Annotated in this window: 11 protein-coding genes; 5 read left to right on the forward strand and 6 right to left on the reverse strand. The window is 67.1% G+C overall.

Annotated features, from left to right (window positions below):
• Positions 1-250: 250 nt before the first annotated feature.
• The 3 genes from ACO6D5_RS00920 (at position 251) to ACO6D5_RS00930 (ending at position 4,782) form a co-directional block, all read left to right on the forward strand.
• Positions 251-1,150, forward strand: coding sequence for an AraC family transcriptional regulator (locus tag ACO6D5_RS00920; protein WP_315845584.1), 900 nt, complete (start codon positions 251-253; stop codon positions 1,148-1,150).
• A 7-nt stretch (positions 1,151-1,157) separates the two neighbouring features.
• Entirely contained in the window at positions 1,158-1,991 is an 834-nt protein-coding gene (locus ACO6D5_RS00925) for a helix-turn-helix domain-containing protein (protein ID WP_485824367.1), read from the forward strand.
• A 637-nt stretch (positions 1,992-2,628) separates the two neighbouring features.
• Complete coding sequence (locus ACO6D5_RS00930; protein WP_485824368.1) at positions 2,629-4,782, forward strand: metallophosphoesterase; 2,154 nt, start codon at positions 2,629-2,631, stop codon at positions 4,780-4,782.
• Between the two features lie 87 nt (positions 4,783-4,869).
• Here ACO6D5_RS00930 and ACO6D5_RS00935 read toward each other — a convergent pair whose 3' ends face one another.
• The 3 genes from ACO6D5_RS00935 to garD form a co-directional block, all read right to left on the reverse strand.
• Entirely contained in the window at positions 4,870-5,871 is a 1,002-nt protein-coding gene (locus ACO6D5_RS00935) for a Bug family tripartite tricarboxylate transporter substrate binding protein (RefSeq protein ID WP_485824369.1), read from the reverse strand.
• 72 nt (positions 5,872-5,943) lie between these two features.
• Positions 5,944-7,011, reverse strand: a complete 1,068-nt coding sequence (locus ACO6D5_RS00940) for an SMP-30/gluconolactonase/LRE family protein (protein WP_485824370.1) — start codon at positions 7,009-7,011, stop codon at positions 5,944-5,946.
• 59 nt (positions 7,012-7,070) lie between these two features.
• Positions 7,071-8,645 carry a galactarate dehydratase gene (gene garD / locus ACO6D5_RS00945; protein WP_485824371.1) on the reverse strand — a complete coding sequence of 525 codons (1,575 nt, stop codon included), beginning with the start codon at positions 8,643-8,645 and terminating at the stop codon, positions 7,071-7,073.
• A 244-nt stretch (positions 8,646-8,889) separates the two neighbouring features.
• Between garD and kdgD the strand changes: the two genes are divergently transcribed.
• Both kdgD and ACO6D5_RS00955 read left to right on the forward strand, forming a co-directional pair.
• Positions 8,890-9,804 carry a 5-dehydro-4-deoxyglucarate dehydratase gene (gene kdgD, locus ACO6D5_RS00950; RefSeq protein ID WP_485824372.1) on the forward strand — a complete coding sequence of 305 codons (915 nt, stop codon included), beginning with the start codon at positions 8,890-8,892 and terminating at the stop codon, positions 9,802-9,804.
• Between the two features lie 87 nt (positions 9,805-9,891).
• The gene (locus ACO6D5_RS00955; protein WP_485824373.1) at positions 9,892-11,475 is read left to right on the forward strand and encodes an aldehyde dehydrogenase (NADP(+)); all 1,584 of its coding nucleotides are present in this window, start codon (positions 9,892-9,894) and stop codon (positions 11,473-11,475) included.
• Between the two features lie 58 nt (positions 11,476-11,533).
• On the opposite strand, the gene ACO6D5_RS00960 is transcribed toward ACO6D5_RS00955, so the two are convergent.
• From ACO6D5_RS00960 to ACO6D5_RS00970, 3 genes are read right to left on the reverse strand one after another with little or no spacing between them, the layout of a single operon-like run.
• Positions 11,534-12,670 (reverse strand): hybrid sensor histidine kinase/response regulator, encoded by a 1,137-nt coding sequence (locus tag ACO6D5_RS00960; RefSeq protein ID WP_485824374.1) that lies wholly within the window; start codon positions 12,668-12,670, stop codon positions 11,534-11,536.
• Positions 12,671-12,688: 18 nt separating this feature from the next.
• Positions 12,689-13,306 carry a chemotaxis protein CheB gene (locus tag ACO6D5_RS00965; protein WP_485824375.1) on the reverse strand — a complete coding sequence of 206 codons (618 nt, stop codon included), beginning with the start codon at positions 13,304-13,306 and terminating at the stop codon, positions 12,689-12,691.
• Complete coding sequence (locus ACO6D5_RS00970) at positions 13,303-14,142, reverse strand: CheR family methyltransferase (RefSeq protein WP_485824376.1); 840 nt, start codon at positions 14,140-14,142, stop codon at positions 13,303-13,305. Before ACO6D5_RS00970 ends, ACO6D5_RS00965 begins: the two co-directional genes overlap by 4 nt.
• Between the last annotated feature and the right edge of the window lie 16 nt (positions 14,143-14,158).

The raw sequence follows: 14,158 nt of genomic DNA on the forward strand, positions 1-14,158 counted from the left end.
TTGTACAAAAGAGCAATGATCGCACTATTGAAGGCGCACTAGTTTCAAGGCGCACTAGTTTCAAGGCGCACTAGTTTCAAGGCGCACGAGTCGCACCCGTCCCCGGCATCGCGCTTTTATCCAAACCGGGACACTTGCGTCCAATCATTTGCGCGGCCGCTCGCCTAACATGACATGCGGACGCCATCGCCAAGGTTTATCCTGTGCCAGACCATGCCACCTTCCGCCCTTCCCGCCCCGGCGCCGGACCATGATGCAATGGCCTGACGCGCCCCCCAGCCTGCGGCACGTCTATCCCGGCGCGTCGATCCAGGCCATCCGGACCAGCCCGTCCTGCGGCGCCGGGCTGGAAATCCTGCGCGTGGGCTATGCGCTGCCCGATTTCGGCGTGGCGCGCTCGGAAGACGATGGCGACGACTTCCTGCTCAGCCTGTCGCTCACCGACAGCCAGCGCGTGCTGTATGAAGGCGGCCGGCCCCATGCCATGCCCGTGGCCGCGGAAGCCCTGACGATCCGCCGCGCCAGCGCCCCCTACCGCGCCGAACTCCGCACGCCCTTCGACTTCCTGTACTTCCGCATCCCGCCCGCATCGCTGGAACGGCTGTCGGACGCGCTGGGGCTGCCGCAGGTCCGAGACCTGTCTTGCCCACCCGGCCAGTCCGATCCGGTGCTGGCCGGCCTGGGCAATGCGCTGCTGCCCGCGCTGGGCGAACCCGGCGCCGCTGATCCGCTGTTCATCGACCATATCGCGCTGGCGGTCCAGGTCCACGTGGCGCAGAAATATGGCGGCGCCGCGCCTTGTTCGCCGCCTGCGCGCGGCGGACTGGCGGGATGGCAGGAAAAGCTGGCCAAGGACATGCTGGCGTCCGACCTGCTTGCCAACGTGTCGATCAGCGATGTGGCCCAGGGCTGCGGATTGTCACGCAGCTATTTCATCAAGGCGTTCCGCCAGACGGTGGGCACCACGCCGCACCGCTGGCTGCTGGAACACCGCGTGGAAAAGGCCAAGCTGATGCTCCTGAAATCCGGCCATTCTGTCGCCGAGATCGCCGGCGACTGCGGTTTTTCGGATCAGGCGCACCTCACCCGCGTCTTCGCCAGCACCGTCGGCGTCCCGCCCGCGGCCTGGCGCCGCCTGCACCGGAACTGAGCCGCCCATGCCGCAACGCATTCAGATCCAGGCCTCCGACATGACGGTCACGCGCATGCGCAGCCAGCGCGACGACTTGCCGCCCGGCCCGCCCATCCCGGTGCAGGACGCTTTCAGCGTCATCGTCCAGCTACAGGACTTCCGCGCCCACACCTTGTGGCGCGGCAACCGGATCGCCTACCAGGGCGGGCACGCGAAAGGCGTGGTGGCCATCACCCACCTGGGCGACCAGTGGCGATGCGACCACCGGTCGGCCTTCGACAACATCCGCTTCCAGTTGCCGCGCAGCGCGCTGGATGCGTTTTCTTCCGAAACGTCGCGCCCGCGCATATCGGGATTCGACTGCTTGAACGGCACGCGGGATCCGGTGATTTACAACCTGGCTTGCGCGCTGGCGCCCACGCTGCTGCATCCCCAGCAAGCCAGCCGGCTATTCATGGACCAGATCGGCGTGGCCTTGCAGGCGCATGTGATGCATGCCTATGGCCATGCCGCGGCGCCGGCCCTGGAAGCCGCAAGCAGCCATTTGTCACCCGGGCAGTTGCGCCGCGCCACCGAACTGCTGGCCGCCAACCTTGGCGGCGATCTGTCGGTAGCCGACATCGCCGCCGAATGCGGCTTGTCGCGCAGCTATTTCATCAAGGCGTTCAAGGGCAGCACCGGCAAGACGCCTCACCGCTGGCTGACCGCCTATCGCATCGAACGCGCCTGCGCCCTGCTGGCGCAAGGCGGACCGTCCATCGCGGCGGTGGCGTTGGCCTGCGGCTTCGCCGACCAGAGCCATCTGACGCGCGTCTTCACCCGACAGCTGGGCACTACGCCCGGCATGTGGCGCCGCTAGCGCAAGCCCGGGCTGCCGGCTAGCGCGGGAGCGCGGGCCCAGGCGTCAACGGCCCTGCAGGCTGGCCGGGCCGAGACGGCATCGGCGGCAATTTCGGCTGGCTCGGCCCGCTCCAGGCGGGCGCAGGGCCGCGGTCGGCGCCGGCTGCGCCGGCAGGCGGATAACGCGATTCGCCGCAACCCGTTCCCAGGCACGCAGGCGGCGCGCGGCCTGGCTCCACGGTCCGCGGGCAGGACGTGCCCACGCAGTTGTCGGGCAAGGTGCGCGCCGAAGGCGGCGGCGGCGGAACGCCGGGCACGCCGTCCCGCGCCAGCGCCGGGCCGCAAGCCAGCGCCATGCACACCGCCGCGATCAGGGTTTTCATCGTCATGCCTCCTCAGGCTGCACGCTGTCGAGTGTGCGCCCATCCCCTGCCTGCCGCAAGGCGCGGGCCCGACCCAATAGCGCCAAAATTGGATTTTTTTCTGGCCGCGTCACGGGGATGTCATCTGCCCTGCCTAGACTGGCGCCGCTGAAACATTCAGTCTGCAGTCAACAGAACGACAGCCGTTCAACAGTCCCTTCACCTTCCCTCTATCCCATGCCGAACCCCATCCCGTTCGGGCGCCGACCTGTCGCCCGCGCCCTCGCTTTTTCCTTGATCAGCCTGTTGGCCGCTTGCGGCGGCAGCGATGACGACGACAACGCGGCGCAGCCCGAAACGCCGCCGCCGGTCAGCCCGCCCGTCACCCAGCCCGAACAGCCGGCCGGCACCCAGGTGGCGTTCATGCCCGACGTCCATTTCCATGACGTGTACGCCACGTTCAAGGACGGATCATTCCCGGGCGTGCCCAACCAGAAGACCGGCCGCAACGCGACGATCCGGACGATGCAGGCCCAGATGACGTCCACGCGCCTGTTCAACGAAAACTACTTCGCGTTCCTGGCCGCCCTGGATGACGCCGTCGCGCGCGGCGTGAAGTTCATCGCGCTGCCCGGCGACTTCTCGGACGACGGCCAGCCGGTGCACATGCGCGGCTTCCAGAAGATCCTGGACGACTACCACGCCCGCCACGGCATCGAGTTCTTTGCCGCACCCGGCAACCACGACCCCAACCGGCCCCTGGCGCGCGCCGGCGGCAAATCCGACTATCTGGGCGTTGATTCCGCCACCGGACGCCAAGGCGCCCAGCAGGCGATCTACAGCCGCGGCGGCAACGGCGACTGCTCGACGGGCTATTCGGGCGACTGGGCCAAGGTCAACAACACGTACTGCACGGAAGAAGTGCAGGAACTCGGCTACGCCGGCATCACCGAATCGCTGGCGCAGCACGGTTTCATGCCCAAACCCGCCTACCGCTACTACGAGACCCCGTACAGCACCTACACCTATGGCGGCTACTCGTACGAAAAGGCGCTGGCGCAAGCCAATTGGGCCACGCGCCAGTACGAGATCTGCAAGGAAGGCACGGGCGGCTCGTATCGCCAACCCAGCTATACCTTGTGCCGCTCGGTGCCCGACACCAGTTATGTCGTCGAACCGGTCGAAGGCGTCTGGCTGGTGGCCATCGATGCCAACGTCTACGTGCCCACCGGTCCGGGCGCCAACGACTTCGCGGGGTCCGGCGACGCCGGCTACAACAAGATGCTGACGCACAAGCAGCATGTCATCGCGTGGCTGAAAGACGTCGTGGCGCGCGGCAAGGCGTCGGGCAAGCAGGTCGTGGCCTTCAGCCACTTCCCGATGAGCGAATTCTTCAATGACGCGTCCGACGACATCACGGCGCTGCTGGGCGCGGGCAAGATGCAGATGGTGCGCCGCCCCGCCGAGGACGTGACCCGCGCGCTGGCCGAAACCGGCCTGCAGATCCACGTGGGCGGCCACATGCACTTCAACGATACCGGCGTGCGCCACTATGACGGCGACCATGCGCTGTTCAACATCCAGGCGCCGTCGATGGCGGCCTACGTGCCGGCCTACAAGCTGCTGCGCATGAAGCCGGACAGCACGGTGGAAGTCGAGACCGTACGCATGGACGAGGTGCCGCGCTATGACGAGCTGTTCGAGCACTACCGCGCCGAACACGCCTTCTTCACGGACTTCCCCGCGCAGGTCCCCGGCGGCACGCTGTGGAGCGCCTCGATCCTGGACGCCCGCAACTATGCCGACTTCAGCTCGCGCTACATGTCCGAACTGGTGCGCTTGCGCCTCTTGAACGACGACTGGCGCTGCGAAATGCGTGAACTGGTGAAAAGCCCGTTGAACGGCTCGCACCTGCTTGTGCTGTCGCAGCTGCAGACCAACGTCACCTTGAAGGAATTGGCCAACACCGGCGGCCAGGGCCTGTTCTCGTCCGCCTTCTTCGGCTGCCTGGCCGAAGCGGGCGGCAGCGGCGCCAGCAATCCGGCCTACGCGACGGACTACGCCGCCGCCGAAGTGCGCGCCCGTGCGCTGGCGCAAGCCAACGGCATGCGCCTGGAAGACTTCGACGCCTGGAAGGCGCTGGATCTGGCGGGCGACTTCGTGCGCCTGGCCAACGCGGGCGACCTGGCCTTTGCGGACATCCCCGCCGCGCGCGCCCGCCAGTACAAGCTGCTGGCCCAAGCCCTGCAGTCGACCAACGCCAACCTGCTGGTCAACGGCAACCAGGTGCGCAACGACAACACCGCCGCGGCGGTGTTCCAGGCGCGCTTCAAGCCCCTGATGGCGATCCTGCTGAAGCTGGCGGCCGGCGCGCCGACCCGCCACTTCATCGTCGACTTGAAGACCAACACGTTGACGGACATGACGGCGGAAGTCTCGCCGTTCTGATCCCGGCCAGGCCGTGAAAACGCCGCGAGGCGCCGCGACTCCAGTCGCGGCGCCTCGCGGCGTTTGGCGTTCCAGGAAACGCGACGCTCAGTCCAGCCGGATGTCCGCGCTTTGCACGACCTTGGCCCAACGGGTCCGTTCGCTATTGAAGAACTGGGCAAGCTCCGCCGGATTGCGCGTCACGATCTCGGCGCCCTGTTCGTTCAACTGCGCCTTCACGTCGGGCTGGTTGACGATCTGCGCCATCAGCATCGCCAGGCGCTCGGCCACGGGATCGGTCGTGGTGATCGGCGCCATCACGCCTTGCCACGTGCCCGATTCGAATCCCTTGACGCCTTGCTCGGAAATGGTGGGGATGTCGGGCACCAGCTGCATGCGTTCGCCCTTCGAAATCGCGATCGGGCGCAACTTGCCCGCCTTGATGTGCGGCAAGGTCGCCAGCAAGCCATTCATGATCACCTGGGTCTGCCCGCCGATGGTGTCGGTCACCGCCTGCGAACCGCCCTTGTAGGGCACGTATTCCCATTGGGCGCCGGTGGCCTGCTGCACCGCCACCGCGGCCAGGTGCGGCGCGCTGCCGATCGCGGTCACGGCGAAATTCAGGCGTTGCTGCTTCGACAGCGCCACCAGTTCCTGGACGGTCTTGGCAGGCACGTCGGGATGCACGGCCAGCACGTGCGGCGAATAGGCCAGCATGCTGACGGCGCGCAGGTCCTTGGACGGGTCGAACGACAGCTTGGTGTAGACGGACGGGCTGATCGCCAACGCGCCCACGTCGCACAGCAGCACGGTGTGGCCTTCCGCCGCCGATTGCACGACCAGGCCGGCGCCCAGGTTGCCGTTGGCGCCCGGCTTGTTCTCGACCACCACGGTTTGCTTGAGCGCATCGGCCAGGCGCGGTGCGAGAATGCGGGCGATGATGTCTGACGATCCGCCCGGCGGGTACGGCACGATGATGCGCACCGGGCGCGTCGGCCAGTTGGTGTCGGCGGCGGTCGCGGCGTTGGCCAGTCGCGCCCAGCCGGGCGCCAGCGGCGACAGGCAAAGCGCCGCGGCGCCGCCCAGGAACTGCCTCTTGCTTACGTTCATGCTGTCTCCACACGTTTGATGTGTCGTAGGTGAATCTGGCGCGGGCGGCTGTCTCGCCGCCTCGCCTCCGTATCAGGCGGCGCCCCGCGTTTCCACGTACAGCGCATATAGGGAATGGCTGCTGGCCATGAACAGGCGATTGCGCTTGGCACCGCCAAAGCACAGGTTGGCGCAGCGCTCGGGCAGCCGGATATGGCCGATCGGCTTGCCGGCGGGGTTGAACACCATCACGCCATCCAGCTCTTCGGACTTGGCGTTGGGCGCGCCGTTGCTGCCCCAGCCGCACCACAGGTTGCCGTCTTCATCGCACTTGATGCCGTCGATGGCGCCGGGGCCTTGCGCGTCGACGACGATCCGCTTGCCCGACAACGTGCCGTCGGCCCCCACGTCGTAGGCCCAGATCACGCGATTGGGCTGGTGACGCGACTCCACCACGTACAACAGCTTTTCGTCGGGCGAGAAGCACAGCCCGTTGGGGCCGGCCAGATCCTCCAGCGCGCGCGTCACGCGGCCGTCGGACGGATCGATCCGGTACACGCCGTGCGGCAGCTCGGGCTTGGCCTTATCGCCCTCCCAGTGGCCGCCGATGCCGAACGGCGGGTCCGTGAACCAGATCGCGCCGTTGCGTTGGCAGACGATGTCGTTGGGGGAATTGAAACGCTTGCCGTCGTAGCGGTCTGCCAGCACAGTGACGGCGCCGTCATATTCCGTGCGCGTGACGCGCCGCGTCAGGTGTTCGCAGGCCAGGAGCCGGCCCTGGCGGTCGCGCGCCAAGCCGTTGCTGAAGTTGGCGGGATGGCGGAAGACACTGATGGCGCCCGTGGTTTCGTCCCAGCGCAGAATGCGGTCGTTGGGGATGTCGGACACCAGCAGATAGCGCCCGTCGCCCACCCAGACCGGCCCTTCCAGCCAGCGAAAGCCGCTGGCCAGTTGCTCCACGCTGCTGCTATAGATGCGGTATTTGGAAAACTCCGGGTCCAGGATGCGAATGGACGGGTCCGGGTAGCGTTGCTGAGCCGAGAAATTGAATGATGGGCCTGGGCCAGCGGGTTGCGCGTGCGCCAGTGCAACCGGGCCAAGCGCCAATGCGGCGCCCAGCAGCCGGCGGCGGCCGGGTTGGGCCAAGGGGGCATGATCCATCGGTGTCTCCTCTTGTCGGTGTAGTGCGATGGCAATGCGGTCTGGCGGCCGGCACGCCCTCAGGTCACCGGGCCGGGGTTGAACAACGCCAGGGCGTTGTGCAGCTTGAGTTTTTCCACACAGGTCTGCTGGCGGCCGCTGGCCACATCCAGCATCAGGCGAAACAGCTCCCAACCCACGTCTTCGATCGTGGCCTGGCCCGTGGCGATGCGGCCGGCGTTCACGTCCATCAGGTCGTGCCAGCGGCGCGCCAGGCTGTCACGCGTGGCCACCTTGATCACCGGCACTTGCGCCAGCCCGTAAGGCGTGCCGCGTCCCGTCGTGAAAATATGCAGGTTCATGCCCGCCGCCAACTGCAAGGTGCCGCAGATGAAGTCGCTAGCCGGCGTGGCGGCGAAGATCAAACCCTTTTGCGTCAAGCGGTTGCCGGGCGACAGCACGCCATGGATCGGCGACGAGCCCGACTTCACGATCGAGCCCATCGCCTTTTCAACGATGTTCGACAGCCCGCCTTTCTTGTTGCCCGGGCTGGTGTTGGCGCTGCGGTCAGCCATGCCGCGCTGCAGGTAATCGTCGTACCAGGCCATCTCGCGCACCAGCGCGTCCGCCACCTCGGGCGTGGCCGCGCGCGCCGTCAACTGGTCGATGCCGTCGCGCACTTCGGTGTTCTCCGAAAACATCACCGTGCCGCCCGCGCGCACCAGCAGGTCGGTGGCAAAGCCCACGGCCGGGTTGGCGGTCACCCCGGAAAACGCGTCGCTGCCGCCACACTGCACGCCGACCGTCAGGTCCGACACGGGGCAGGTTTCGCGCCGGCGCGCGTTCAACTTTTGCAGATGGCGTTCGGCCGTGCGCATGATCAGGTCGATCATGGATTGGAACCCGATGTTCTCTTCGTCCTGCAGCACGATGGTGTCCACGCCCTCGCCGTCGGCGCCCATGCCCTCGCCCGCCCGGATGGGAATGGCGCCCGGCGCCAGCAGGCGTTCCGGCTGCAGCTTTTCGCAGCCCAGGCTGACCACCATCGACGTGCCGCCGAAATTGGGATTGCGCGCGATGTTGTGCAAGGTACGGATGGGGATGGCGGCGCCCGGCGCATCGATGGCCACGCCGCAGCCGTAGGTATGTTCGATGCCCACCACATCATCCACATTGGGATAGCGCGGCAGCATTTCCTGGCGGATCCGCGCGACCGCGTGTTCGACTACGCCCTGCACGCATTGCACGGTGGTGCTGATGGCCAGGATGTTGCGCGTGCCCACGGTGCCGTCAGCATTCCGATAGCCTTCGAAGGTATAGCCTTCCAGCGGCGGCAACGGTGTGATGCGCGTGCCCACCGGCAGGTCCTGCAAGGTGCGCGCCGCAGGCATGGTGGTGACGCGTTCGTTCACCCAGCTGCCGCGCGGCAAGGCTTTCGCCGCAAAACCGACCACCACGTTGTAGCGCACGACGGCGTCGCCCTCGGCCAGGTCCGTCAACGCCACCTTGTGGCCTTGCGGCACCGGGTCCGCGAGTTGCAGTCCGCCGGGCAGCACGGTGCCGGCCGGCAAGCCGCCCTCATTGGCCACGATCGCCACGTTGTCTTGCGGGTGAATCTTGATAAGCACCGGCGCCTGGTCTGCCGCAACCTGCATGAAAAATCCTTTTGCATAGCGGATGCGCGTGGATCGGGCATCCCGTACGTTATCGTACAACCAAGAGAATATCGCTGAACCGGGTCAAAAATAAGTTCCGGGTTTCCCCTTGTCTACAAGTAATTTCATAGGGAAACAGGCCTTGAAACGAATAAATTCATGTTGTACGATGACTTACCTTTTAAACACCGCACACCGTTCAGGGCAGCAATGACCCTCGACGGCCGCACCGGATGAGCGCGCTATGACTACCCCGCAGGAACTCAAGGAAATCGTGTCTGAAGGGCTGTTGTCCTTCCCCGTGACGGACTTTGACCAGAACGGCGATTTCAACGCCAAGACCTACGCCGCCCGCCTCGAATGGCTGGCCCCGTACGGCGCCACCGCCCTCTTCGCCGCTGGCGGCACCGGCGAGTTCTTCTCCCTGGCTCCCCAGGAGTACTCGGACGTCGTGCGCACCGCCGTGCAGACCTGCGCCGGCAAGGTGCCCATCCTGGCCGGCGCTGGCGGCCCCACCCGCACCGCCATCGCCTACGCCCAGGAAGCCGAGCGCCAAGGCGCCAAGGGCATCCTGCTGCTGCCCCATTACCTGACCGAAGCCTCGCAGGACGGCATCTCCGCTTACGTCGAACAGGTCTGCAAATCCGTCAAGATCGGCGTCATCGTCTACAACCGCGCCCAGTCCCGCCTGTCGGCAGACAGCCTGGCCCAACTGGCCGAACGCTGCCCCAACCTGGTCGGCTTCAAGGACGGCATCGGCGACATCGAAGCCATGGTCCGCATCCGCCGCAAGCTGGGCGACCGCTTCTCGTACCTGGGCGGCCTGCCCACCGCTGAAGTCTATGCCGCCGCCTACCGCGCGCTCGGCGTGCCGGTCTATTCGTCCGCCGTCTTCAACTTCGTGCCCAAGACGGCCATGGACTTCTACCGCGCCATCGCCGCCGGCGACACCGACACCACCAACCGCCTGCTGGACGATTTCTTCCTGCCCTACCTGGAAATCCGCAACCGCAAGGCCGGTTACGCCGTCAGCATCGTCAAGGCCGGCGCCAAGCTCGTCGGCCATGACGCAGGCCCGGTGCGCGCCCCACTGACCGACCTGAGCGGCGAAGAACTGGACATGCTCAACGCCCTGATCAAGAAGCTCGGCCCCCAGTAAGACGACGACCGACACCCCATACCGGCACGCCACAACGCCGCGCATTCCTGCCCCCGATTCGGGGGCGTTTTTTTCGGAGAATCCTCAATGACTTTGACCGGCCAAATGCTGATCGGCGCCACCGCCGTTCTTGGCTCGGGCGCCGCCCAGCACGCTATCAACCCCGCTACCGGCGAACGCCTGGAACCCGGCTTTCCCGCCGGCTCATCCGACGACGTCGCACGCGCGGCCGAACTGGCCCGCGCCGCCTTCGACTCCTACCGCGCGGCGCCGCTGGAAACCCGCGCGCAGTTCCTGGAAAGCATCGCCGAAGGCATCCTGGCGCTGGGCGACACGCTGATCGAACGCACCCACCAGGAAACCGGCTTGCCCTTGGCCCGCCTGCAAGGCGAACGCGGCCGCACCGTCGGCCAATTGCGCCTGTTCGCCCGCGTGGTCCGCGACGGCTATTTCCTGGACGCCACCATCGACCCCGCCCAACCCGAGCGCCAACCGCTGCCCCGCGCCGATCTGCGCCTGGCCAACGTGCCGCTGGGCCCCGTCGCGGTCTTCGGCGCCAGCAACTTCCCGCTGGCCTTCTCGGTTGCCGGCGGCGATACGGCATCGGCGCTTGCGGCCGGTTGCCCCGTCATCGTCAAAGCCCACAACGCCCACCCTGGCGCCTCTGAAATGGTCGGCCGCGTCATCCAGGCCGCCGTCGCCAAGCACGGCCTGCCGGAAGGCACGTTCTCGCTGCTGTTCGGCGCAGGCAGTGAAATCGGCACGGCCCTGGCGACGCATCCGGCCATCACCGCCGTCGGCTTCACCGGTTCGCGCCGCGGCGGCCTGGCGCTGGTCGCCGCCGCCAACGCGCGTCCGGTGCCGATCCCCGTCTATGCCGAAATGTCCAGCATCAACCCGGTCTTCCTGATGCCGGCCGCGCTGGAAGCGCGGGCCGAAGCCATCGCGCGCGGCTTTGTCGATTCGCTGGCCATGGGCGTCGGCCAGTTCTGCACCAATCCCGGCCTGGTCATCGGCATTGAAGGCCCTGCGCTGGAACGGTTCCGCCAAGCGGCGGCGCAAGCGGTACAGGCCAAGGGCGCCGCCACCATGCTCACCCCGGGCATCTTCGCGGCCTACCAGGAAGGCGCCGACGCGCTGGCCCAGCACGCCAACGTCGCCACCCTGGGCCGCGGCGAAGCCTCGAAGCCGGCCGCCAATGCCGCCGGCGCCGTGGTCTTCGGCACGCAGGCCGACCGTTTCCTGGCCTCCCACGAACTGGAAGCCGAAGTCTTCGGCCCGGCCTCGCTGGTCGTCGCCTGCAAGGACCTTGCCCAGATGCAGGCCGTGGCCGAACACCTGGAAGGCCAGCTCACCGCCACGCTATTCGTCGACGACGCCGACGTGGCCCCGGCCCGGGCGCTGCTGCCCGTGCTGGAACGCAAGGCCGGGCGCATCCTGGCCAACGGCTACCCGACGGGCGTGGAAGTCAGCCATGCCATGGTGCACGGCGGCCCCTTCCCCGCCACGTCGAATCCGGCATCGACGTCGGTGGGCGCCACGGCCATCCGCCGCTTCCTGCGCCCGGTCTGCTACCAGGACCTGCCGGATGCGCTGCTGCCGGATGGCGTCAAGCGCGGCAATCCGCTGGACCTGATGCGGATGGTGGACGGCGTGATGACGGTGGGCTGACGCCTGGGCTGAAAGCGTCGCGTCGGGGCTCTCCGTCAAGGGCTCCAGGCCGGCGCGCCTAGGCGCCAGCGCGCGGGGCTTCCCGCGGCAGGTCTACCCGGAAATGGGTCAGGCCGTCGCTCGACTCCGCGCTGATGCGTCCGCCGTGGCTCAGCACGATCTGCTGCGCGATGAACAGTCCCAGCCCCAGGCCCTTGTGGCCTTCGGCGCGGCGGTCGCCGCCCCGGAACGGGTTGAACAGGTGCGGCAGCAGCGCCGGGGGAATGCTGCCCCCGTTGCTGACCGTCACCGCCACCCGGTCCGCCGCCGTCCCGTCAGCCTTGACGTGCACCGGGACGTCGCGGCTGCCGTGGTGCAGCGCGTTGCCGACCAGGTTCGTGAAGACCTGGCACAGGCGTTCGGCATCCCAGGCGCCGGCAAGGTCCCCCTCGCATTCGCATTCGATCTGACGGTCGGGATAGCCCGTCTGCACTTCGTCGACCGTACGCTGCAGCAAGGCGTCCAGCCCGATCCATGCCGGCTCAAGCGTCAAGCCGCCGGCCTGCCGGATGCGGGTCACATCCAGCAGATCATCGATCAGGCGGGCCATGCGCTCGCTGCTTTGCAGCATGCGCTGGGCCAGGCTGGCCACGCGCGCGTCGTCGTTCTGGCGCTGCAACAGCGACGCCCCCATCACGATGGATTGCAGCGGCGTGCGCAGATCGTGGCTGAGCACGGCCATGAACATCTCGTTGATCCGCAAGGCTTCCGTGCGCGCTTCCAACTGCGTGGCCAGCGCCCGCTTGCGCTCGTGCAGTTCAAAGAACACGTTCGCCTTCATGCTCAGCATGTGCGGGTCGATGGGCTTGTACAGGAAGTCCACGGCGCCGCTCTCGTAGCCGCGGAACTGCCAGTTCTGCTCGCGCGATCCGGCGGTCATGAAAATCAGCGGGATATGGCGCGTGCGTTCGCTGCCGCGGATCAGTTCGGCCAGTTCAAAGCCGTTCATGTCGGGCATTTGCACATCCAGCAGCGCCAGCGCCACATCGCCATGATGCAGCAGCAGTTCCAGGGCCTCCGGCCCGGATTGGGCTTTCAGCACTTCAACCCGGCCGCTTTCCAGCAGCGCTTCCAGCGCGATCAGGTTTTCCGGAACGTCGTCGACAAGCAGGCACTTGATGCGGTCTTCTTGTGGTTTGGCGGAGGTCAGGAACATGGTGTCGGAAGGTTGGGGTTACGGCAGGCGCGGCGTGCGCAGTTGGGAAAACAGAATGGCGATCTCGTCGGGCGTCAGGGCGTCGTGCGCCGGCTGCCGCGCCAGGGCGGCCTCGGGCATGGTGGGCATGGCGGCGCTGGACGGCGCCTGCGCGATCGTGCGGCCGCCTGCGGCGTGGATCGCCGCCAGGCCGGCGGCGCCGTCCTCGTTGGCACCCGAAAGCAGCACGCCCAGCAGTTTCTCGCCATAGCAATCGGCGGCGGACTCGAACAGCACGTCAATCGACGGCCGGGAAAAATACACCGGCGCGCCCACCGACAGCGCCAGCCTGGGCCCCTGGTCCACCAGCAGGTGGTAGTCCGGCGGCGCGAAGTACAGATGGCCGGGGCGTATCCACAGCTGGTCCTCGGCCTCCAGCACGGTCAAGGCGCAACGCTCGCGGAAAATATCGACCAGCAGGCTGCGACGGTCGCGCGGCAGGTGCAGCACCACCACCACCGCCGCCTCCAGGCCGGCCGGCAACGCGGGCAGCAGCGTGTTCAACGCATCAATGGCGCCGGACGATCCGCCGATGACGATCGCCTCCCACGGGCAGGCGGCCGCCGGCGCATGGCGAACGGGCGCCCCCGCGCTCATAGCCCCGCCTTCTTGCGGTAGATGCGGTCTTCCAGCACGAAATCGTCGAAGTTGCCGGCCTGCGCTGAAAACCGCAGCGATTCCCGGGAGCCCAGGCCCAGAAAGCCGCGATGGACCAGCGCGTCGTGGAACAGGCCCAGGGCCCGGTTTTGCAGATCGCGCTCGAAATAGATCAGGACGTTGCGGCAAGAGATCAGGTGGACCTCCGCGAACACGCTGTCGGTCGCCAGGCTGTGGTCGGAAAAGACCATGTGTTCGCGCAGGCGCTTGTCGAACACCACCCGTCCGTACCGGGCGGTGTAGTAGTCCGACAGGGAACTGCGGCCGCCGGAGCGGACATGGTTCGCGCTGAAGGCCGCCACGCGATCCACGTCGAAGACGCCCTGCTCCGCCGTGCGCAGCGCGTGCGGGTTGATGTCGGTGGCATAGATCAGCGCGCGCTCAAGCAAGCCCTCTTCGGCCAGCAGGATGGCAAGCGAATAGACCTCTTCGCCGGCGCTGCATCCGGCCACCCACACCTTGATCGACGGATAGGTGCGCAGGATCGGCACCACCTCGTTGCGCAGCGCCAGGAAATAGCTCGGATCGCGGAACATGTCGCTGACCTGCACGGTCAGGAACTGCAGCAGCGCGGTGAACACCGCCGGCTCGTGCAGCACGCGGTCCTGCAGTTGCGACAGCGTCTTGCAGCCGAATTGCGTCAGCGCGCTTTGCAGGCGCCGCTTGAGCGACGCCTGCGCGTACTCGCGGAAATCATAGTGGTAATGGTGATAGATGGCGTCGAGCAACAAGCGTTGCTCGATATCTGCGGTGCGCGCTTTGGCGGTGGATGGCATGGCGATGTTCGACAAA

This window comes from Achromobacter sp., from assembly GCF_057314935.1.

Coding starts and splice junctions, on each gene's coding strand:
- ACO6D5_RS00920 (WP_315845584.1), top strand. CDS start 251: ATGATGCAATGGCCTGACGCGCCCCCCAGCCTGCGGCACGTCTATCCC.
- ACO6D5_RS00925 (WP_485824367.1), top strand. CDS start 1,158: ATGCCGCAACGCATTCAGATCCAGGCCTCCGACATGACGGTCACGCGC.
- ACO6D5_RS00935 (WP_485824369.1), bottom strand. CDS start 5,871: ATGAACGTAAGCAAGAGGCAGTTCCTGGGCGGCGCCGCGGCGCTTTGC.
- ACO6D5_RS00940 (WP_485824370.1), bottom strand. CDS start 7,011: ATGGATCATGCCCCCTTGGCCCAACCCGGCCGCCGCCGGCTGCTGGGC.
- garD (WP_485824371.1), bottom strand. CDS start 8,645: ATGCAGGTTGCGGCAGACCAGGCGCCGGTGCTTATCAAGATTCACCCG.
- kdgD (WP_485824372.1), top strand. CDS start 8,890: ATGACTACCCCGCAGGAACTCAAGGAAATCGTGTCTGAAGGGCTGTTG.
- ACO6D5_RS00955 (WP_485824373.1), top strand. CDS start 9,892: ATGACTTTGACCGGCCAAATGCTGATCGGCGCCACCGCCGTTCTTGGC.
- ACO6D5_RS00960 (WP_485824374.1), bottom strand. CDS start 12,670: ATGTTCCTGACCTCCGCCAAACCACAAGAAGACCGCATCAAGTGCCTG.
- ACO6D5_RS00965 (WP_485824375.1), bottom strand. CDS start 13,306: ATGAGCGCGGGGGCGCCCGTTCGCCATGCGCCGGCGGCCGCCTGCCCG.
- ACO6D5_RS00970 (WP_485824376.1), bottom strand. CDS start 14,142: ATGCCATCCACCGCCAAAGCGCGCACCGCAGATATCGAGCAACGCTTG.